The sequence below is a fragment of the Winogradskyella sp. genome (assembly GCF_045105575.1).
GTDB lineage: Bacteria > Bacteroidota > Bacteroidia > Flavobacteriales > Flavobacteriaceae > Winogradskyella.
Map to the genome: position 1 here is coordinate 43,843 of NZ_JBGCDQ010000029.1, position 20,877 is coordinate 64,719.

Genomic DNA, 20,877 nt, shown 5'->3' on the forward strand with positions numbered 1-20,877 from the left:
TCTAAAATGTAAAATTTGTTTTGCAAAAATAAGAGATTTATAGCGCAAAAGCGATCTCTTTTATAATTTTATTTGTTTGTAAGACGCCATACTTTCGGCATTACTTTCATCCACTTGTTGGCTAATTTCATAACCACGATATAACTTACCGTCTTTGACTTCCCATAAGGATGAAAAATGTCCTAATGCGATTTCAGAATCTGAGTTTTCAATAGTACAGCCATATAAGGTATGGCGTGTCGTTACGAATTCATTAGCTTCAATAAAATGTGTAAATTCAAATCTAAGGCTTGTGTAAGATAGTCTTGTAACTTCAAAAAACTCTTTCATACCTTTATAATCGAGTTGCATGAAACCTTGACTTCCTGTCCAATGTAGCTCACATTCTTTATGAAAGAATTTGGAAACGACTTTAGTATCATTGGCTAAATCCGTATCATAAAATGCTTTTACTAGTGCTTTTGCTGACATTACAGGTTTTTTAATTTTTGAAGAATTTCAGGAATCTTTTTGATGTATAATTGTTCTTTGAAAAACGCACGTGCTTCAACGGCAGGTGAACCAAAATAGGTTTTGCCTTCATCTGTAGTATGTCCTAAACCAGATTGTGCAAAAATTTCTGTTCCTTTTGAAATGGTGATGCCACTCTTAACACCAACTTGTCCCCAAAGTGTTACATTATCTTCAACCACAACACAACCAGCAATTGCAGTATGCGAAGCAATTAAACATTTTTTACCCAAAACGGTATCATGCCCAATTTGGATATGATTATCAAGTTTAGAACCTTCACCAATCGTTGTATCTCCTGTTACACCTCTGTCAATAGTGCAAAGTGCTCCAATATCTACATGATCTTTAATAATAACCCGACCGCCTGATTTTAACTGATCGTAGCCTTCTGGTCTGTTTTTGTAGTAAAAGGCACTTGCACCTAAAACTGTACCTGAATGAATTGTAACATGATCTCCTATAATAGCATCATCATAAATACTCACATTAGCATGAATAATGCAGTTTTTACCAATGGTAACATTGTTTCCGATGAAACAATTAGGCTGAATTATAGTGCCTTCACCAATTACAGCATCTTTTGCAATGGCAGCATTTGAAGCTTTAAAAGGCTTAAAATGACTGGTAAGTTTATTAAAATCTCGAAACGGATCGTCTGAAATTAAAAGCGCTTTACCTTCGGGACAAGCAACGTCTTTATTAATAAGAACAATGGTTGCATTAGATTCTAAAGCTTTATCATAATATTTAGGATGATCTACAAATACAATGTCGCCTTTCTCAACCACATGAATTTCATTCATGCCTAAAATCTCAAAATCTTCGGATCCTTTAAATTCGCAATCAATTAAGCCTGCAATTTCTTTTAATGTATGTGGTTTTGGGAATTTCATTTTTTTTTCGGTCTTCAGTTTACGATTTATATCCTTCAGTCTTTAGCATCAGCAAGCATTCTAAAGTAAATACTGCTAACTGAAACTGTCCACTGCGCACTGAATTATTCCTTAACACGTTCCTTATAAGTTCCTTTATCAGTTTCAACTTTAATTTTATCACCTTCATTAATAAATAAAGGGACATTTACTTCAGCTCCAGTTTCAACAGTTGCAGGTTTTGTAGCATTTGTTGCTGTATTCCCTTTTACGCCTGGTTCAGTTGCAGTAACTTCTAAAATAACACTTGCAGGCATGTCAACAGAAAGTGGCATGTTGTCTTCAGAGTTGATTTGAATAGTTACAATTTCGCCTTCTTTCATAAGATCTGGTCTATCTAAGGCTGATTCTAGTAATCTAATCTGTGTGTAATCTGCTTCATTCATAAAATGATAAAATTCTCCATCATTGTATAAATATTGAAATTTATGAGTTTCTACTCGTACATCCTCGATTTTATGTCCAGCTGAAAATGTATTATCTAAGACTTTTCCAGAGGTTACACTTTTCATTTTTGTTCTTACAAAAGCAGGCCCTTTTCCTGGTTTTACATGAAGAAATTCTATAATTTTATAGATATCGTTATTGTATCTTATGCATAATCCGTTTCTAATATCTGATGTACTTGCCATAATATTTTTATCGTTAAATCTATTTGTTGTTAAGTCGTTTCCTCCTTATTTTTAATCTTGAATAATTTTATTAATTCGATTTGAAGTAGCCTTTCATGATACCACGATGTGAATTCTTAATAAATTGCAGAATTTCATCGCGTTCTGGTGTGGCTTCCATTTCTGCTTCAATTAATTCTGAAGCTTGGGTATTGTTATAATTTTTCTGATAAAGCATTCTATAGATGTTCTGAATCTCTCTTATTTTTTCCGTAGTGTAACCTCTTCGTCTTAAACCTACAGAATTAATGCCGACATAAGATAAGGGTTCTCTACCTGCTTTAACAAAAGGTGGTACATCTTTACGCACTAAAGACCCACCTGTTACAAAGGCGTGATTTCCTATGGCGCAGAACTGATGTACAGCCGTCATACCAGCTAAAACCACAAAATCGCCAACCGTAATATGACCTGCAAGTGTACTGTTATTTGAAAAGATACAGTTGTTACCCACAAAACAATCATGTGCAATATGACAATACGCCATAATTAAACAATTATCACCAATTACGGTTTTCATTTTGTCAGTTGTACCTCTATTGATGGTGACGCACTCGCGTATGGTAACATTGTTTCCAATTTCTACCGTCGTGTCTTCATCATTATATTTTAAATCTTGAGGTACGGCCGAAATCACTGCACCAGGGAAAATATTACAGTTTTTTCCGATACGAGCTCCTTCCATAATGGTGACATTACTGCCAATCCAAGTGCCTTCTCCAATCTTCACATTATTATGAATGGTTGTAAAAGGTTCTATAACGACATTCTTGGCAATTTTTGCACCAGGATGCACGTATGCTAGTGGTTGGTTCATTCTTGTTTGTTGTTTAATTATTTTAGCTGTTACGTTGTTTATTGTTGAGTTACTCGTCTTAACCATCTAGTCGCTAAACGAGGTGGTAACAAACAGCATAACATTTATTTCACTTTTGATATTTGCGCCATTAATTCGGCTTCAGCACATAACTTTCCATTGGTGTAAGCATAACCTTGCATGTGACAAATACCTCGTCGTATTGGTGTAATTAACGAACATTTAAATATTAACGTATCACCAGGTACTACTTTTTGTTTGAATTTTACATTATCCATTTTCATGAAGAATGTCAAATAATTTTCTGGATCTGGAACGGTGCTTAAAACTAAAATGCCACCCGTTTGCGCCATAGCTTCAACGATTAAAACACCTGGCATAACTGGTGCACCTGGGAAATGACCTTTGAAAAACTCTTCGTTCATGGTCACATTTTTCATTCCTATTACATGATTTTCAGTAAGCTCATACACCTTATCTAATAATAGAAAGGGCTGTCTATGTGGTAACATATCCATAATCTGATTCACATCCATTAATGGAGGTGTATTCAAATCTATTTGAGGCACATTGTTGCGTCTTTCGTTTTTAATGAGCTTAGACATTTTCTTTGCAAACTGTGTGTTTACAAAATGCCCTGGCTTATTAGCAATGACTTTTCCTCTAATACGAATGCCTATTAAAGCTAAATCTCCAATAACATCTAACAATTTGTGACGCGCAGCTTCGTTAGGATGATGTAAAGTAAGATTATCTAAAATACCATTAGGCTTTACCGCAATATTCTCTTTATTAAATGCAATTCTTAACTTTTCCATTGTAGCTGGAGACAATTCTTTATCTACATATACAATGGCATTATTTAAATCACCACCTTTAATTAGGCCGTGTTCTAAAAGCATTTCTATTTCATGTAAAAAACTAAAGGTTCTTGCTTCTGCTATTTCTGTTTTAAAATCAGACATGGTGTTCAATGTCGCGTTTTGCGTCCCTAAAACTTTAGTACCAAAATCGACCATCGTTGTAATCTGATAAGAACTAGAAGGCATTAGAATAATCTCACTTCCCGTTTCTTCGTCGGCATAAGACACTACTTGTGTCACTTCGTATTCCTCTCTAAAAGCATCTTGTTCAACAATACCTGCTTTTTCTATAGCTTCTACAAAAAATTTAGACGATCCGTCCATAATTGGTGGCTCAGATGCATCTAATTCAATAATGGCATTGTCAATATCTAAACCTACCAAAGCAGCTAAAACATGCTCGCATGTTTGAATGGTGACTCCATTTCTTTCTAAGCAAGTACCACGTTGTGTGCTAGTCACATAATTAGCGTCTGCTTGCATTTTTGGGCTACCTTCTAAATCTACACGCACAAAAGTAAAACCTGAGTTTTCTACACCAGGCTTAAAAACTAATTTTACATCGGCACCAGTATGAAGTCCTACACCTGTTAGTGTCACTTCTTTTTCAATGGTTTTTTGTTTCGTTTCCGTTTTAATTATGGCCATCTACTTTTTTTTCTAATTCATTAATAGTCTTTACAAGTTTCGGTAAATTTTTGAAATATACGTAGGATTTATTCCAATCCGAATATCCAAAGGAAGGAGAGCCTTGTAAAATTTCTCCATCTTTAACATTTCTGCCAATACCAGATTGCGCTTGCACTCTCACATTATTGCCAATGACTAAATGACCAGCAATACCTACCTGACCTCCTATTTTGCAATGTTCACCAACCTTGGTAGAACCAGCAACACCAGTTTGCGCAGCAATAACGGTATTTTTTCCGATTTCTACATTGTGTGCAATTTGAATTTGATTATCTAATTTTACTCCAGATCTAATAATGGTTGATCCCATGGTAGCACGATCTATAGTGGTACCTGCACCAACATCGACATAATCTTCTAAAATAACATTTCCTATTTGTGGTATTTTAGAATAGCCTCCATCTTTAGTTGGGGCAAAACCAAAGCCATCTGCACCAATAATGGCACCTGAATTGATGACACAGTTATTTCCCAAGATACAATCGGCATAGACTTTACCACCAGAAAAAATAATAGTATTGTCTCCTAACTTTACATTATCGCCAACGTAAGCGTTAGGAAATATCTTAACATTAGCACCTATTTCTACATCATTTCCGATGTAAGCAAAAGCACCAATATAAATATCATCAGGTGTTTTTGTACTTTCAGAAATAAAACACGGTTGCTCTATTCCTGATTTATTCAATTTAATTTGATTGTAATATTCTAATAATTTGGAAAACCCTTCGTAAGCATCATCAACTTTAATCAACGTCGTAGAAATGGGCTTATCAGGTACAAAATCAGCATTAACTATGGTAATAGAAGCTTCTGTAGTATATATATAAGGAGTGTATTTTAGATTGGATAAAAATGTTAACGAGCCGGTTGTCCCTTCTTCAATTTTAGAGAGTTTAGAAACTTCTATCTTAGAGTCACCAACAACTGTTCCTTCTAAAATACCTGCGATTTGTTCTGCTGTAAATTTCAATTATTGTATTTTAAAGTCTTGATTGGTTTCACAAAAATAGAAAAAAAGGATTACATTTTCTTTTTAGGATAGCACATATAATATTTAGTAATAGGTTTACTCAATATTTTAAGGTCTAGTTGGTCTGATGCTTTCACAATATCCTTGATTTTTCCCGATTTCAATAAAATATTAATTTTCTGAGTTTTGTTTTGATAGGCCTGATTCATTAACTGTCCTTCAAACACAAAATAATCAGCTTCATGTGGTGTAATGCCATGCTTTTTTATGAGCGCATCTGAATGTATTTTTAAATCAGCTGCTGTAATCGGTTTATTCTTCAATTTTATTTTTAATAAATTTCTATCTAAAAGCATTTGGCACAGATTACTCAGCACAAAATCGTCATGACTTTGCCAATCTTTCATGGCTGCGACAATATCGTAATCATCTAATTTTGAAAAAACCGTTAAGGTTTCAGAATTAAACGTTTCAAGATTAATTTCAGAAAATAAAAAGTAAAATAAGGAATCACTACAATTTAACTTTACACCTTGTTGCACCAATGCTTTAGCACGTTTTAAAATGCGCATTAATAATTGCTCTGCCACCACACCTGTTTTGTGCAAATAGACTTGCCAATACATAAAACGTCTGGCAACCAAGAATTTTTCCACACTTAAAATGCCTTTTTCTTCAATTAGCAATTGATCGTTTACCACATTGAGCATGGTAATTAAACGTTCGCTATTAATGTTGCCTTCTGCTACTCCAGTATAAAAACTATCGCGTTTTAAATAATCTGCTCTATCCATATCTAATTGACTAGAAATGAGCTCGCACATAAATTGTCGTGGATATTCACCTTTAAAAATGGAAATCGCTAACGTTAAACTTCCGTTAAACTCTATATTAAGTTCTTCCATGAAACGCAATGAAATTTCCTCATGAGAGACATCATTAACAATGCTGTGTTCCATAGCATGAGTAAACGGTCCATGACTAATATCGTGTAATAAGATGGCGACTAACAACCCGTTTTCTTCATCGTCTGATATTGTAACTCCTTTAAAACGAAGTACATTAATTGCTTTTTGCATTAAATGCATACAGCCTAAGGCATGATGAAAACGTGTGTGATGTGCACCAGGATATACTAAATAAGACAATCCCATTTGGCTGATACGACGCAATCTTTGAAAGTACTTGTGTTGAATAATATCGAAAATTAACGAATTCGGAATCGTAATAAAACCGTAAATTGGATCGTTAAAGATTTTAAGCTTATTGTTTGTAGGCAAAATTTTAAATTTTAATTTTAAAGAACCATAAAACAAGTTCTTAAAACAAATATACCATAACATGATAAATATTCTCTGGGTTGACGATGAAATTGATTTACTAAAGCCACATATCATTTTTTTAGAACAAAAAGGATACACAGTGACCAAATGCCAAAGTGGTACGGAAGCCTTAGAAATTATAACAGACACTAATTTTGATATCGTTTTTTTAGATGAGAATATGCCAGGACTTACAGGACTGGAAACCTTGAATGAAATTAAAGAACGTCGCGCCAATTTGCCTGTGGTAATGATTACCAAAAGTGAAGAGGAATATATTATGGAAGAAGCCATTGGCAACAAAATTGCGGATTACTTGATAAAACCTGTAAATCCGCACCAAATTCTGTTGAGCTTGAAAAAGAATTTGGACCATTCGCGTTTAGTATCTGAAAAAACGACGTCTAATTACCAGCAAGAATTCAGAAAAATAGCCATGGATTTATCGATGGTGAATTCTTATGAAGAATGGATAGATCTGTATCAGAAATTAGTGTATTGGGAGTTACAGCTTGAAGGGATTGAAGATGTTGGCATGACAGATATTTTAGAATCTCAAAAAACCGAAGCGAATAATCAATTTGGAAAATTTATTGAGAAGAATTACGAAGATTGGTTTCAACCCAATACAGATGCTCCTGTAATGTCACATACACTCTTTAAAGATAAAGTGGTACCAGAATTAAGCGATAAACAACCAACGCTTTTAGTCGTTATTGATAATTTACGTTACGATCAGTGGAAAGCTTTTGAACCTATTGTAAATAATTATTACAAAAAGGCTTCAGAATTAGCATTTTATAGTATTCTACCTACAGCAACACAATATGCGCGTAACGCCATTTTCTCTGGATTAATGCCTGCTGATATGGAAAGCTTATTTCCGCAATATTGGAAAAATGATACCGACGAAGGAGGTAAAAATATGCATGAAGGAGATTTCTTAAGAGAACAACTGAAACGTTTAGGTCTTGGACATTTAAAACACGAATACCATAAAATTACCAATCTTAAAGCGGGTAAAAAACTCGTTGACAATTTCAGATCGTTAAAAGATAATGATCTTAATGTCATTGTTTACAATTTTGTAGACATGCTCTCCCACTCTAAAACCGAAATGGAAGTTGTGAAAGAATTGGCTTCTAATGATAAAGCTTACCGTTCGTTAACGGTGAGTTGGTTTAAAAATTCGCCATTGCTAGAAATGATTCAGTTATCACAACAACTTGGCTTTAAATTGATTCTTACTACAGATCATGGTACTATTAACGTAAAATCACCTACTAAAGTGATTGGAGATAGAGATACCAGTTTAAACTTGCGTTACAAAACAGGACGTAGTTTAACCTACCAAGATAAGGACGTATTGGCTATTAAAAATCCAAAATCAATTCACTTACCACAATTAACAATGAGTAGTTCCTTTATTTTTGCAAAAGGCGATTTGTTTTTGGCTTATCCTAATAACTTTAATCATTATGTTAGTTATTACAGAAACACCTATCAGCATGGTGGTGTGTCTTTGGAAGAAATGGTGATTCCTTTTGTGGTTATGGATCCTAAGTAACAGCAATTTTGCTGTTATGCTGAACTTGTTTCAGCATCTCAAAATAGCATCGAAGCAGAAACTATTAGAACAAAGACTTAGTTTAGTTTTTTTGGCTCTTGGCTTTTGGCTTTTGGCTTTTGGCTTTTGGCTTATAAAAATGAATCTCATTCCAATCTTTTAACCTTAAAAAAAACCCACAAACCGCAAAAATAACCGATGAAATACATATTTTCTTAGGTTTTTACAAATATTTTAGTTACTATTGTGCATTAAATAGATTAAGTAAACAGTGAAAACACTAGAATTTACATACCATCTAAAAGATATTGATGCTATTGCTACTAAAGTTTTAACACATTTAGAAGCGAAGGCGCTATTATTTATTGGTGATATGGGCGCAGGTAAAACCACATTTATAAATGCGCTATTAAAAGTTATGAATAGTGAAGATGTTGCCACTAGCCCAACCTTTTCTATAGTAAATGAATATAACTTACCAGACGATAAAGTGTATCATTTTGATTTTTATAGAATTGAATCTATAGAAGAAGCTTATAATTTTGGCATAGAAGAGTATTTAAGTAGTAAGCATTGGTTATTTATGGAATGGCCACAACGTGTAGAAGAATTATTACCAGAAAACACTCATACTATTACCATTACGCATTTAGAAGATAATAAAAGAACCCTCAAATTAACTATAAACACTAAACATTTAACCCAAAATATAGCCATGACAGCATCTAAATTTTAAATTCTAAATTTAGAATATTCCTACAAGATTAGACTAGTGTTACGGAAAAACCGTAAAGCGTACGTTATAATTCTTTGGACTTTAACAATTTCTCATTTTACAGCACTTCACAATGCCTGTATATTTGTAGTAATTAATTAATTAAATCCCTTGAATTATGAAAAACAAAAAAAACTTAGTCCTAGCGATCGCGATCTTTGGAGGAATGTTATTTACTGTACAAGCTACTAACATTATTGACTTAGATGGACAGACTACAAGCCAAGTTGACAAAAGAAAGATCAGGATTGCTTCTAAAGGATAAAACCTTTAGTAATAAAAAAATTTTTTTAGGGAGTATAGTTGCTGTGTTAATAGCAGCTACTCCCTTTCTTTTTTATATATATGAGTATGTTCCCGATACAAAAATTTGGGAAACACCGTTCGGCACATATAACAGTAACTATTATGAAAGTGCAAACGTTGGTATATGGGTTTTGATGATGAAATTCGTACCACTATTCTTATCATTAATATGGTTTTTCACTTGTCGTCATTGGTGGTATCATGCTTTATTAGTTCCTGTTGCAATGTTTTCATTCCAAACAATTAGCGCTTTTAATGATGAAGTAGTATTTATGGATGAATTGCACATAATTTGGTTGTTACCTTTTATGGCGCTTATAATACCATCAATTTACTTAATTAGAGCCAAGATGTTCAATAAAATCAATAACGCAGATAAAACGCTCGAAGAACTCGAAGAAGAATTTATGATTAAGCCTAAGGGAGTTTGGGGCAAGGTTAAGCAGTATTTTTAATTCTAATTTTTATATATGACTTTATTACTGTTGTTTTTGCTGACAAGCTATAAATAACTTAGTTTAAGTCTTAGAAGATTTGACATATATTTAGCAGTTTTAAACCATAAAACCGTTAATCACAACATATAAAATGTAGTGATTAACGGTTTTTCTTTTGCTTTAGCCTAAATAAGGTAAAGAACTAATGATTAAAGTTACTAAATTTATTTAGCAGACTACTAATGTCATTTGTTTTATCGCGTGGTTTTTAAGGTATGAATTTAAATTGGGAGCATTTATTTGATCTGTTCAGGTCTATACTAAAAGGTGTTATGTTTTATTTAGTTCTTTTTGGAAGTAGCAACTCTTTCAGAAATTTTTATCTATTGTAGAATTTTTTTCCAAAACCTTAACTTTTTGAACTCTAAACTATGAACTATATGACAAAAAAGACCATTCAAATCAATGAATGGTCTTTTACTATAAAACATATTGTATATCCTATTTCACAACCGCAGGCGCATTTAATTTGGTGCTCATTTCCATTGAAATAGCAGAGCGGTCAAATTTAATTTTACCAGCTAATGTTTCAATGACACAGCTGTTGTCTTTATCGTTTAAGTCTACAACTTTACCATGCATACCACTTTTAGTAATAACACGGTCGCCACGTTTTAATTCTGCGGCAAACTTTTTTTCTTGTTTAGAACGTTTCATTTGTGGTGCAATCATAAAGAAATACATCACAGCAAAAATAGCGATAAACGGTAAAAATGATCCTAATGCGTCCATTTAGTAGTTATAAGTAAAGGATTATTAATCGTGGTTATGACCTTCGTGACCTGGTTGCGTAGAAGATTTTCTAGGCGCAGCAGCTGCGTTAGTCGTTGATAAAGGATTCACTGTAGCCTTACCTGCAGGTGCAGCAGCCTTAGCTGGAGCATTTGGATCTTTCTCTACAAAAGCAGAAATTTTAACGATCTCAGTTCCTTTTTCAGTATTCGTTGTCATTGTTACTGACTTCGTTACTTTGTTACCATTACCTTTTCCATTAAACTTTACAGCAAACTCACCTGTTTCACCAGGAGCTACTTCTTTAGTCCAGTTAGATGGTACGGTACAACCACAAGTACTTTTAATATTACTTACTACTAACATAGAATTACCAGTGTTGGTGTACTTAAATGTTGTTTCTACAGGAGTTCCGTTTTCAATTGTTCCGAAATCGTGATCTGTTTTGTCGAAAGAAATTACAGGAAAATCACCTGCATTTGCATCTCTTTCTGCTGCAACAGCAATGTTTTCAGATTTAATTTTACTCGCAGCATCTTCTTTACAAGAAGTGAATGCTACCATACACAATGCACTAAGTCCTAAAATTACTTTTTTCATTACTTTTATTTTTTTGTTAAGGTTTAGATTCAGTCGGCGAAGATAATGATTATTTTAACGAATTAAAATTTTTAAACCCTTGTTAACAGGTTTTTATACGAAATCACTTACTTATCACCCTTTATTTTGTTATTTAAACTTCAAAATTCACCTATTATAGAGCCTTTTTGCCTTTATAAACGTCTTTTAAATAAAAACTACATTAAGCCACGTCCTGCTTTTTGATGCTTGTTTTCGGACTGATATTCTTTCACTATTTTATCTAAAATACCATTGATAAATAAACTACTTTTTGGTGTGGAATATTCTTTTGCGACTTCTAAATACTCATTAATGGTTACTTTATAAGGAATGGATGGAAATTTTTGAAATTCGCACAAGGCCATCTTCAGCAATACGCCATCTAAACTAGCTAAACGTTCGGAATCCCAATTGGTGGTTTTTGCACCAACTTCTTCAGCAAACTTAGAACTGTTTAGAAAGGTCTTTTTGAATAACTCTATGGCGAACTCCTTGTCGTCGTCATCCTTATACAAATCTGGCAGCAATGCCGTTTCTGGAGACGTTAACTTTAATTTGCGCAATACCTTTAATATGGCTGTATTTACAACTGGTAAATCGTCTAAAAAGGTGAGCTTTTTATCTTCAAAATAATCGTACAACTTATCGTTTGGTGCAATAATCTGTGTGAAAATTTCAACAACAAATTGTTTGTCTTTTTTAAAGCTGGTTTCTATTTCTTCAGTATAATTTTGGTAGATCTCACTTTTCAGAATGGCTTTAAAAATGATATCGACGTATTCAAAATCTAAATCCCAATAATTTAATTTTCTATTTGCAATGGCTTCTTGTAGCATTACATTGCAACTCACCAAATGCAATAGTTGATTTTCTTGAAATTTTAAGTTTGGATTTATATCGGCATCAGATCTTACAATCTTATTTTGCAACTTATTATTGTGATCCTTACTTTTTTTATGAAGCTCTGTAAGTAAGGCTAAAACCGACAAGTATAAATCGTACATGCTATCTAAACTGTGAAGCAGAAACTTTTGTTCTTTTATTAAATCATCACTTTCGGTTCCTTTAAAAGCATACATAGATTGCATCACTTTTATTCTAATGTGTCTTCGGTTTAGCATGTGTAAGAACTCACTTTATTTTGGTTATTAAAAAAGGTAAACCAATTAAGATTCACCTTGCAAAAATACTATTAATTAATTTTTATAAGAACAATAAATTGAGACTATTTCATATTTTCTCTCTTACGTGTTTCAATGCGCTCTCTCGCAATATTCAAAGCTGCATTATGCGTTGTAAGATGGTTAACTTTGGCGTTATCTAAAATTTCGAGCGTTGTATTATAAATATTTTCTGTTTTGCGCATTATTTCTTGTCTGTCGTAATTTTCTAACTCTGCATATACGTTAATAATTCCGCCTGCATTAATTAAAAAATCTGGTGCATAAACGATACCGCGTTCTTGTAAAATTTTACCGTGTTTAATTTCTTCAGCCAATTGATTGTTTGCAGCACCTGCTACAACTTTAGCTTTAAGTTTATAAATGGTGTCATCGTTTATTGTTGCACCTAAAGCACATGGTGCATAGATATCCATAGATTCGCTATAAATGTCATTACCTCCATAAATCGTTGCACCATATTTAGTCCGTATTTCTTCTAAACGGTCTTGACTGATATCAGCAATAGTAACGTTTGCACCTTCATTAACCAAATGCTCAACTAAAGCTTCGCCAACGTTTCCAATACCTTGTACAAACACATTTTTATCTTCTAAAATTTCTGAACCAAATTGAAACTTTGCAGCAGCTTTCATACCCATAAAAACACCATAGGCTGTAATTGGTGACGGATTTCCTGCTCCACCTTTACTTTCAGATATACCAGTAACATAAGGAGTCACCTCTCTAACGGTATCCATATCTTCGGTTTTCATACCAACGTCTTCAGCAGTAATGTATTTACCACTTAAAGAATGTACAAATTCACCAAATCTTCTCATTAATTCTGGTGTTTTCTGTGTTTTAGCATCACCAATAATAACAGCTTTACCTCCACCTAGATTTAAACCTGTAATGGCAGATTTAAATGTCATACCACGAGATAAACGCAAAACGTCATTTAAAGCTTCCCACTCATTGGCATAATTCCACATTCTGGTGCCACCTAAAGCTGGACCTAAAACTGTATTATGAATACCAATTATAGCTTTTAAACCAGTATCTTTGTCATTGCAAAAAACGATTTGCTCATGATCGTCAAAAGAATATTGCCCAAACACTGGATCCATTTTTTTTAATTCTTTAGACGATAATATTTCTGAAGTCATGTAAGTTAAGTTTTAGGGTGTTTAAAGATATTCTAAAAACAGCACGCAAAAATATATTATAATTGGAGCATTAGCAAAATATTAACTATAAAATACGATTATCGTAATACTTTTGAGCCACCTAATTACAGAATGAAAGCACTTAAACATCTTAATAAATACTTTTATAAATACAGATATCGCATTATTATCGGAATCATAATTACCATCGTTGGTAAGATCTTTGCGCTATTTACACCAAGGTTAGTTGGCGCATCAATTAATGTGGTCTCAGATAAATTAAATGGAAAAATCTCTTTAGAGGTTTATAAAGCTGAATTACTCACCAACGTGTTATACATTATAGGTGCTGCTATTGTTGCTGGTTTATTTACATTTTTAATGCGACAAACCATAATAAATGTATCGCGCTACATAGAATTTGATCTTAAAAATGAAATCTATAAGCATTACCAAGTGCTGTCTTTAAACTTCTACAAAACGAACAGAACAGGAGATTTAATGAATAGAATCAGTGAAGATGTTGGTAAAGTGCGTATGTATGTTGGTCCTGCAATTATGTACACCATGAATACCATTACGCTTTTCGCTGTGGCATTAATCTATATGATTGATCGCTCTCCAAGTCTCACCTTATATACCTTGTTGCCCTTACCTTTTCTTTCTGTAGCTATTTATAAATTAAGTCGACTCATTAATAAACGAAGCACCATTGTGCAACAGTCATTGTCAACGCTTTCTACCTATTCACAAGAAACCTTTAGTGGCATTTCCGTGATAAAGTCTTACGGAATTGAACCAAGAACGAATGTAGAATTCGAACAACTTTCAGCAGAAAACCGTCAGAAGCAAATTAATTTAACGAAAGTCCAAGCCCTATTTTTTCCATTGATGATTTTACTCATTGGTATTAGTAACCTAATCGTTATTTACGTTGGTGGTATGCAATACATGAGTGGCGAAATAGAAGAAATAGGTACCATAGCAGAATTTATTATTTACGTCAACATGCTTACTTGGCCTGTTGCAACTGTTGGTTGGGTGACGTCGTTAATACAACAAGCTGAAGCCTCTCAAGAACGGATTAATGAATTTTTAGATACCGAACCAGATATTAAAAACATCGCAAACACTTTAACTCCTATTAAAGGTGATATTGAATTTAAAAATGTGTCTTTTGTATATCCAGATACTAATATTGAAGCTTTAAAAGATGTCAGTTTCAATTTAAAATCGGGCGAAACTTTGGCTATTTTAGGTAAAACCGGTTCTGGAAAATCCACCATCTTAGATTTAATTGGTCGTTTGTATGATATTGATAAAGGTGCTATTTTAATTGATGATACTATTATTTCGGACTTAAATCTTTTTAGCCTGAGAGACAGTATTGGTTATGTACCACAAGATGCCTTTTTGTTTTCGGATAGTATAAAGAATAATATCAAATTCGGAAAAGAAGATGCTTCAGATGAAGATGTTATTGAAGCTGCGAAAAATGCAAGAGTTCATAAAAACATTATCGATTTTACCAAAGGCTATGATACGATTTTAGGTGAACGTGGTATTACACTTTCGGGTGGTCAAAAACAACGTGTGTCTATTGCCAGAGCCATTATTAAAAAGCCAGATATTCTATTGTTTGACGATTGTTTATCTGCCGTAGATACGGAGACTGAGGAAAAAATCCTTAAAAATTTAGTGAAGTTGACTAAAGATAAAACCACGATTATTGTAAGCCATCGTGTGTCATCGGCAAAGAATGCAGATAAAATTATTGTTTTAGAAGATGGTAAAGTCATCGAGTCTGGTAATCACGAAAGTCTTATAAACACAGACGGTTACTATAAGGAATTATATACCAAACAACTCTCCGAAAAAGAAAAGTAATTATTTGTTGCTTAGCTTACTTTTTTTTTAGATTTTTGGATTGAAATAAAAACAAGATTGCGTTATGAGTGATTATGAAATGATGGATAAAGAAGAAATTTATTCTAAAGTATTGCGTGCTGGACGAAGAACGTATTTCTTTGATGTGAGATCGACTAAAGCTGGTGATTATTATTTAACGGTTACTGAAAGTAAAAAATTTACCAATGACGATGGCTCTTTCCATTACAAAAAGCATAAAATCTATTTGTATAAAGAAGATTTTACAGAGTTTAAAGAGATTTTAGCCGAAATGACCGATTACATTATTAATGAAAAAGGAGAAGAAGTCATTAGTGAGCGTCACCAAAAAGATTTTAAACGCGAAGATGATTTTGTAGCACAGGAAGCAAAAACTCCAGAAGACACTAAAAGTACAGACAGTTTTACAGACGTCAGTTTTGACGATATTTAATCTTAACTTCTGTTAAATTATAACCAAAACCGTTACGCTTTGTAACGGTTTTTTTATTTTTAAAACCTAACTAACTATTATTTTATGCAACGCATTCTTTTATTCTTGCTTTTAGCTACAACAACGCTATTCTCACAAACTAAAACGGATTTATCTTATTATTTACCACAAGATATTACATACAATCCAAGTATTCCGACTCCACAGAGTGTCATTGGTCATAACGTTGGTGATTGGCATATTACACACGATAAGTTGGTGGCATACATGAAAGCTTTAGCCAATGCTTCAAACCGAATTACCATAGAAACACGAAGTAAAACGTTTGAAGACAGACCATTGCTACTTCTTACGATTACGTCTCCAGAAAATCATTCAAATATTGATGCCATCCAATCCGCGCATATTCAAGCTATTGAGACAGATACAGCTAATTTAGAAAATAGGCCAATCGTTGTTTATCAAGGGTATTCTATTCATGGTAATGAACCAAGTGGTTCTAATGCCGCATTATTAGTGGCTTATTATTTAGCTGCCGCTGAAGGATCAGAAATTGATAACTTACTCAATAACACTGTGATTCTATTTGATCCGTCATTAAATCCAGATGGTTTACAACGTTTTGCCTATTGGGCAAATACGAATAAGAATATCAATCTCAATCCAGATCCTAACGACAGAGAATACAGCGAAGTTTGGCCAGGAGGACGTACCAATCACTATTGGTTTGATATGAATAGAGATTGGTTGCCTGTGCAATTACCAGAATCGAGAGCACGTATTGAGACTTTTCATAATTGGTTGCCAAATATTTTAACCGATCATCATGAAATGGGTACTAATGCTAGTTTCTTTTTTCAGCCAGGCATTCCATCACGCACACATCCATTAACACCAAAATTAAATCAAGAATTAACGAAAGGCATTGCTAACTATCATGCCAAAGCCTTTGATAAAATAGGCTCTTTGTATTATTCTGAAGAAAGCTTTGATGATTTCTACTACGGAAAAGGCTCCACCTTCCCAGATATTAATGGAGGCATCGGTATTTTGTTTGAACAAGCCAGTTCGCGTGGTCATATTCAAGAAAGTGAAAACGGTATTTTAACCTTTCCATTCACCATAAAAAATCAATTTACTGCGTCTTTATCAACCCTTGCTGCCGCAAATGGCATGCAAAAAGCTATTTTAGAATACCAGCACAACTTCTTTAAAAATGCAAGAAATGAAGCCTCTAAAGAAGGCAAAAATGCCATTGTATTTGGAGATTCAAAAGATGCGGCAAAAACGTATCATTTAGCTGAAATATTACAACGGCATCGTATTAAATTCCATGAGATACAATCTGATTTTTCAAAAGATGGAAAAACCTATAAAAAAGGGTTCAGTTACATAGTGCCAAAAAATCAGAAGAACACACGTTTGATCAATGCTATGTTTGAGAAGCGCACAACGTTTCAAGACAGTCTGTTTTATGATGTATCTGCTTGGACGTTTCCATTAGCCTTTAATTTAGATTATACCGACACAACGACAGCCAATGCTGGTGATGAAGTCACCAATTTGCAGCAGCGACAAGGTGGAGTTAATTCTAAAAGCGACTATGCCTACCTCTTTGAGTGGAATGAATATTACAGTCCGAAATTATTAAATGCCATTTTAAAGAAAGGATTGCGAGCAAAAGTTGCCGTAAAAACATTTAGAGCCAATGGTAAATCTTATGATTATGGAACCGTTATGATTCCTGCTAAGAATCAAGATTTCACTCCTTCTGAAATCTATACGTTTCTAAATGATGCATCTCAAGAAAGTCATATCACTGTTGATGCGGTTTCCACAGGATTAAACGAAGGTATTGATTTAGGCAGTCGAAATTTTAAAGCCTTAGAATTACCAAAAATCGCACTTTTAGTTGGTGATGGCATCACTTCTTACGATGCTGGGGAAATCTGGCATTTATTTGATACACGCTACGATATTATCGCAACAAAATTAGATACAAAGCGTCTGGAAAGGGCAGATTTAAGCCGTTACAATACCATAATTATGGTAAATTCTTCTGGCTTATCAGAATCAAGCACCAAGAAGTTACAGACGTGGCTCAGCTCAGGTGGTACATTAGTTGCCTATAAAAATGCTTTAAAATGGCTGAATTCTAAAAAGTTGATGAAAATCGATTTTAAAAAGAATAAACTGATTGCCAAAAATATTAGCTACGAACAACGAGTTGATTTTAGAGGAGCACAAGTTATTGGAGGTGCTATTTTCGAAACGCACTTAGACCGTTCGCATCCTATTAATTTTGGTTACAAGAATAATCGTTTGGCTGTATTTCGTAATTCAACGTTATTTGTTAATCCTGATAAAAACAGTTATAACAATCCAATACAATACACAGAAAACCCATTATTAAGCGGTTATATTTCTGATAGAAATTTAGACAGTATTAGCAAAACAGTTCCTTTGAAAATAGGGAGTGTTGGTCGTGGGCGTATTTTAGCATTTACGGATAATACTAATTTTAGAGGATTTTGGTATGGCACCAATAAGTTGTTGATGAATGCTGTTTTTTTTAGGGAGGAAATGTAAAGATTGGCAGTACAGTCCCTTAGACTTATATTTTTTCTTTAACAAGTGTAGTGATAATTCCTCAGAGGGGAACGGACTAATTTGATGATTTCCTTAAGATGTATGCTATTTCATAGATGCTTAATTACCATTATAACTGTCTTATTCAGATAAGTTTAATCCTTAACTGCTATAAGTTTGCTCTCTCATTGTGTTTTTTGAAGTACTAAATTCAAATCTTAAAATTATTGCAAGAACCAAGAACGAAGCGATCTTTTAATGCTAATTTATGTATGAACTGACTTCATGTTAAAATGGTTTCCATATAAAGGTTCAATTAAGACACCACCATCCCATTTTTAACCCGAACCTCAGGATGCAATAAAAACACATCATTAGCTTTTACGGCTCCCATCACTAAACACTCACTCATAAAATTAGCAATCTGTTTTTTAGGAAAGTTCACCACAGCCACAATTTGCCGTTGTACTAAATCCTCTTTTTGGTATTGGGTGGTAATTTGAGCAGATGATTTTTTAAGACCCAAATCACCAAAGTCTATGGTAAGTTGATACGCAGGACGATGCGCTTTTGGGAAATCACGAACATCGATAATAGTACCAATCCGTAAATCGATCTTTGTAAAGTCTTCAAATGTTATTATCTTTTGCATTCTATGCTGAACTTGCTTGAGCTGAATTTATTTCAGTAATTCAGTATCTCATTAATTAAAATTTAAAGATATAAAAAAACAATGGCTCGCACACAATCCAACATGTTACCTTTAGGCACCAAAGCACCAGATTTCACGCTCACTGATACTTTAGATCACACCAAAAAATCGCTGAACGAACTCAAAGGTACAACGGCTACACTTATAATGTTTATCTGTAACCACTGCCCTTTCGTTATTCATGTGAACACTGAATTATCTCGATTGGCAAAAGATTACGTCTCAAAAGGGATTAATTGTATCGCCATTTCTAGTAATGACGTAGAAAATTATCCGCAAGATGCACCCAATTTAATGAAACAACACGCCATTGATAACGGTTATATTTTTCCATATCTCTACGACCCAACCCAAGAGGTTGCCAAAGCTTATGACGCAGCATGTACACCAGATTTCTTTTTGTTTGATAGCGCATTGAAACTCGTTTACACAGGTCAGTTAGATGCCTCAAGACCAGGAAATGGCATACCTGTAACCGGAAAAGATATTAGAATTGCTATGGATGCTTTAATTAATAAAAAAGCTATTCATCCCAACCAAAAGCCAAGTGTTGGTTGTGGAATTAAGTGGAAATGAAATAGCCTTTTAGTGACCTTATTTATAAAAAAGTTGAAAATAATCGCTAGCTTTATTGGCTGTAAATTAGTAATGTAAAAGTTATTATAATCTTTAATAGTTGTGGGATGGGATTAACTAGGGTAATTATATAACGAGTTAGGCAAAATAAGACTATGGCAAATCCAATATCATTACCATCAAGAAACGAAACATTAAGCGATAATGAATGTTTTTATGTAGAACCTGATAAAAATAATTTTGCTGAGTTACAAAAAGCTTATAACAGAAAAGTTTCTCAAGAAGCGAATAACTTAAGATTACAATATTTCTCAATTGAACAAGAGCTCATTAATTCATTTAAATATGTAAATCCTGTTACCTCAAATCTGAATACGAGCTCTGTCAAATTTGCATCTATTATAAGGGAATCGGCTAATCTATTTGAGCAAGTATCAAGAATTATTTACGATAAGCTATTTAAAGAATATGGAAGAATTAATATTTTCCATTATTTGACTTTGGAGAAATTTTTAAAATTTAACGATTTAAAATTTCATTGTCCTTCTTTAACAATTATAGCATCTGAAAATCCTAATTTATTAAGACCGTATGGAAGTTTGGATGGTTGGAATGACCAAAATCAACCTGAGCCGGTAAATATTCCAAGTTGGTGGACTGCTTACAATAAAATCAAGCATTCACCTGATGCATTGACAGACTATTCGACTTTAGAAAACTCGATTCAATCTCTACTTGCATCTTACATTATAATAAATAGATACTTAGGTCCTGGTGTCATTTCTGGTAGTTTATTAAAACCAGAAGATAATGCAGGCGAAATTATCCAAAGACAGATAACTGTTGAACAATCTGAACTTTTTATTGACACTCTAACTCTAATGGGATACGTTACATAATTACTTTGCCTAACAAAGTACTGTGGTAAAAAACAAGTAAAATCTCATTAATTTTTCACTAAAGTACTTTTATATTCACCATCATAAATCAACCCTGATTTAGCTATTGCAAAAGCTTGTTTTAGCAACTTATTACACACTGCAATTAACGC

20 protein-coding genes and 1 pseudogene are annotated in these 20,877 nt (G+C 33.5%); 8 read left to right on the forward strand and 13 right to left on the reverse strand.

Features of this window, described 5'->3' with window-relative positions; translation table 11 throughout:
• Positions 1-60: 60 nt before the first annotated feature.
• From AB8B52_RS07715 to AB8B52_RS07745, 7 genes are all read right to left on the reverse strand, one after another.
• A complete protein-coding gene (locus tag AB8B52_RS07715; protein WP_406026836.1) occupies positions 61-471 on the reverse strand; it encodes a nuclear transport factor 2 family protein in 411 nt (136 codons plus the stop codon).
• Positions 471-1,406 carry a UDP-3-O-(3-hydroxymyristoyl)glucosamine N-acyltransferase gene (locus AB8B52_RS07720; RefSeq protein WP_406026838.1) on the reverse strand — a complete coding sequence of 312 codons (936 nt, stop codon included), beginning with the start codon at positions 1,404-1,406 and terminating at the stop codon, positions 471-473. The genes AB8B52_RS07715 and AB8B52_RS07720 overlap by 1 nt, the downstream gene beginning before the upstream one ends.
• A 104-nt stretch (positions 1,407-1,510) precedes the next feature.
• Positions 1,511-2,077, reverse strand: a complete 567-nt coding sequence (gene efp / locus AB8B52_RS07725) for an elongation factor P (protein WP_406026840.1) — start codon at positions 2,075-2,077, stop codon at positions 1,511-1,513.
• Positions 2,078-2,147: 70 nt separating this feature from the next.
• Positions 2,148-2,933: an acyl-ACP--UDP-N-acetylglucosamine O-acyltransferase gene (gene lpxA, locus AB8B52_RS07730; protein WP_406026842.1), complete on the reverse strand. Its 786-nt coding sequence runs from the start codon at positions 2,931-2,933 to the stop codon at positions 2,148-2,150.
• A 104-nt stretch (positions 2,934-3,037) separates the two neighbouring features.
• On the reverse strand, positions 3,038-4,444 hold the full coding sequence (locus tag AB8B52_RS07735; protein WP_406026844.1) for a bifunctional UDP-3-O-[3-hydroxymyristoyl] N-acetylglucosamine deacetylase/3-hydroxyacyl-ACP dehydratase: 1,407 nt from the start codon (positions 4,442-4,444) through the stop codon (positions 3,038-3,040).
• Complete coding sequence (gene lpxD / locus AB8B52_RS07740; protein ID WP_406026846.1) at positions 4,431-5,459, reverse strand: UDP-3-O-(3-hydroxymyristoyl)glucosamine N-acyltransferase; 1,029 nt, start codon at positions 5,457-5,459, stop codon at positions 4,431-4,433. Before lpxD ends, AB8B52_RS07735 begins: the two co-directional genes overlap by 14 nt.
• Positions 5,460-5,509: 50 nt before the next feature.
• Positions 5,510-6,739, reverse strand: a complete 1,230-nt coding sequence (locus AB8B52_RS07745) for an HD domain-containing protein (RefSeq protein ID WP_406026848.1) — start codon at positions 6,737-6,739, stop codon at positions 5,510-5,512.
• Between the two features lie 61 nt (positions 6,740-6,800).
• Here AB8B52_RS07745 and AB8B52_RS07750 point away from each other — a divergent pair, with 61 nt between their 5' ends.
• From AB8B52_RS07750 to AB8B52_RS07760, 3 genes are all read left to right on the forward strand, one after another.
• Positions 6,801-8,348, forward strand: a complete 1,548-nt coding sequence (locus AB8B52_RS07750; RefSeq protein ID WP_406026849.1) for a PglZ domain-containing protein — start codon at positions 6,801-6,803, stop codon at positions 8,346-8,348.
• A 271-nt stretch (positions 8,349-8,619) separates the two neighbouring features.
• Complete coding sequence (gene tsaE, locus AB8B52_RS07755; RefSeq protein ID WP_406026850.1) at positions 8,620-9,084, forward strand: tRNA (adenosine(37)-N6)-threonylcarbamoyltransferase complex ATPase subunit type 1 TsaE; 465 nt, start codon at positions 8,620-8,622, stop codon at positions 9,082-9,084.
• Positions 9,085-9,329: 245 nt separating this feature from the next.
• Complete coding sequence (locus AB8B52_RS07760) at positions 9,330-9,884, forward strand: hypothetical protein (RefSeq protein ID WP_406026851.1); 555 nt, start codon at positions 9,330-9,332, stop codon at positions 9,882-9,884.
• Between the two features lie 483 nt (positions 9,885-10,367).
• On the opposite strand, the gene yajC is transcribed toward AB8B52_RS07760, so the two are convergent.
• The 4 genes from yajC to AB8B52_RS07780 all read right to left on the reverse strand — a co-directional run bounded on the left by yajC (position 10,368) and on the right by AB8B52_RS07780 (position 13,608).
• Positions 10,368-10,658: a preprotein translocase subunit YajC gene (gene yajC / locus AB8B52_RS07765; RefSeq protein WP_406026853.1), complete on the reverse strand. Its 291-nt coding sequence runs from the start codon at positions 10,656-10,658 to the stop codon at positions 10,368-10,370.
• Positions 10,659-10,682: 24 nt separating this feature from the next.
• On the reverse strand, positions 10,683-11,258 hold the full coding sequence (locus AB8B52_RS07770; RefSeq protein WP_406026855.1) for a DUF1573 domain-containing protein: 576 nt from the start codon (positions 11,256-11,258) through the stop codon (positions 10,683-10,685).
• A 197-nt stretch (positions 11,259-11,455) separates the two neighbouring features.
• Positions 11,456-12,400: a transcription antitermination factor NusB gene (gene nusB, locus AB8B52_RS07775; protein ID WP_406026857.1), complete on the reverse strand. Its 945-nt coding sequence runs from the start codon at positions 12,398-12,400 to the stop codon at positions 11,456-11,458.
• 104 nt (positions 12,401-12,504) lie between these two features.
• Positions 12,505-13,608 (reverse strand): Glu/Leu/Phe/Val dehydrogenase, encoded by a 1,104-nt coding sequence (locus AB8B52_RS07780; protein ID WP_406026859.1) that lies wholly within the window; start codon positions 13,606-13,608, stop codon positions 12,505-12,507.
• A gap of 132 nt (positions 13,609-13,740) precedes the next feature.
• Here AB8B52_RS07780 and AB8B52_RS07785 point away from each other — a divergent pair, with 132 nt between their 5' ends.
• The 3 genes from AB8B52_RS07785 (at position 13,741) to AB8B52_RS07795 (ending at position 18,538) form a co-directional block, all read left to right on the forward strand.
• The gene (locus AB8B52_RS07785; RefSeq protein WP_406026861.1) at positions 13,741-15,495 is read left to right on the forward strand and encodes an ABC transporter ATP-binding protein; all 1,755 of its coding nucleotides are present in this window, start codon (positions 13,741-13,743) and stop codon (positions 15,493-15,495) included.
• A gap of 64 nt (positions 15,496-15,559) precedes the next feature.
• On the forward strand, positions 15,560-15,949 hold the full coding sequence (locus tag AB8B52_RS07790) for a PUR family DNA/RNA-binding protein (protein ID WP_406026863.1): 390 nt from the start codon (positions 15,560-15,562) through the stop codon (positions 15,947-15,949).
• A gap of 84 nt (positions 15,950-16,033) precedes the next feature.
• The gene (locus AB8B52_RS07795; protein ID WP_406026864.1) at positions 16,034-18,538 is read left to right on the forward strand and encodes a M14 metallopeptidase family protein; all 2,505 of its coding nucleotides are present in this window, start codon (positions 16,034-16,036) and stop codon (positions 18,536-18,538) included.
• 316 nt (positions 18,539-18,854) lie between these two features.
• Here the strand turns inward: AB8B52_RS07795 and AB8B52_RS07800 are convergent, their stop codons facing one another.
• Complete coding sequence (locus AB8B52_RS07800; RefSeq protein WP_406026866.1) at positions 18,855-19,190, reverse strand: tRNA-binding protein; 336 nt, start codon at positions 19,188-19,190, stop codon at positions 18,855-18,857.
• Positions 19,191-19,271: 81 nt separating this feature from the next.
• Here AB8B52_RS07800 and AB8B52_RS07805 point away from each other — a divergent pair, with 81 nt between their 5' ends.
• Together AB8B52_RS07805 and AB8B52_RS07810 are read left to right on the forward strand one after the other, a co-directional pair.
• Complete coding sequence (locus AB8B52_RS07805; RefSeq protein WP_406026868.1) at positions 19,272-19,826, forward strand: thioredoxin family protein; 555 nt, start codon at positions 19,272-19,274, stop codon at positions 19,824-19,826.
• 155 nt (positions 19,827-19,981) lie between these two features.
• Entirely contained in the window at positions 19,982-20,725 is a 744-nt protein-coding gene (locus AB8B52_RS07810; protein ID WP_406026870.1) for a hypothetical protein, read from the forward strand.
• A gap of 47 nt (positions 20,726-20,772) precedes the next feature.
• Here AB8B52_RS07810 and AB8B52_RS07815 read toward each other — a convergent pair.
• Positions 20,773-20,877, reverse strand: a pseudogene (locus AB8B52_RS07815) (IS110 family transposase); the annotation flags it as partial.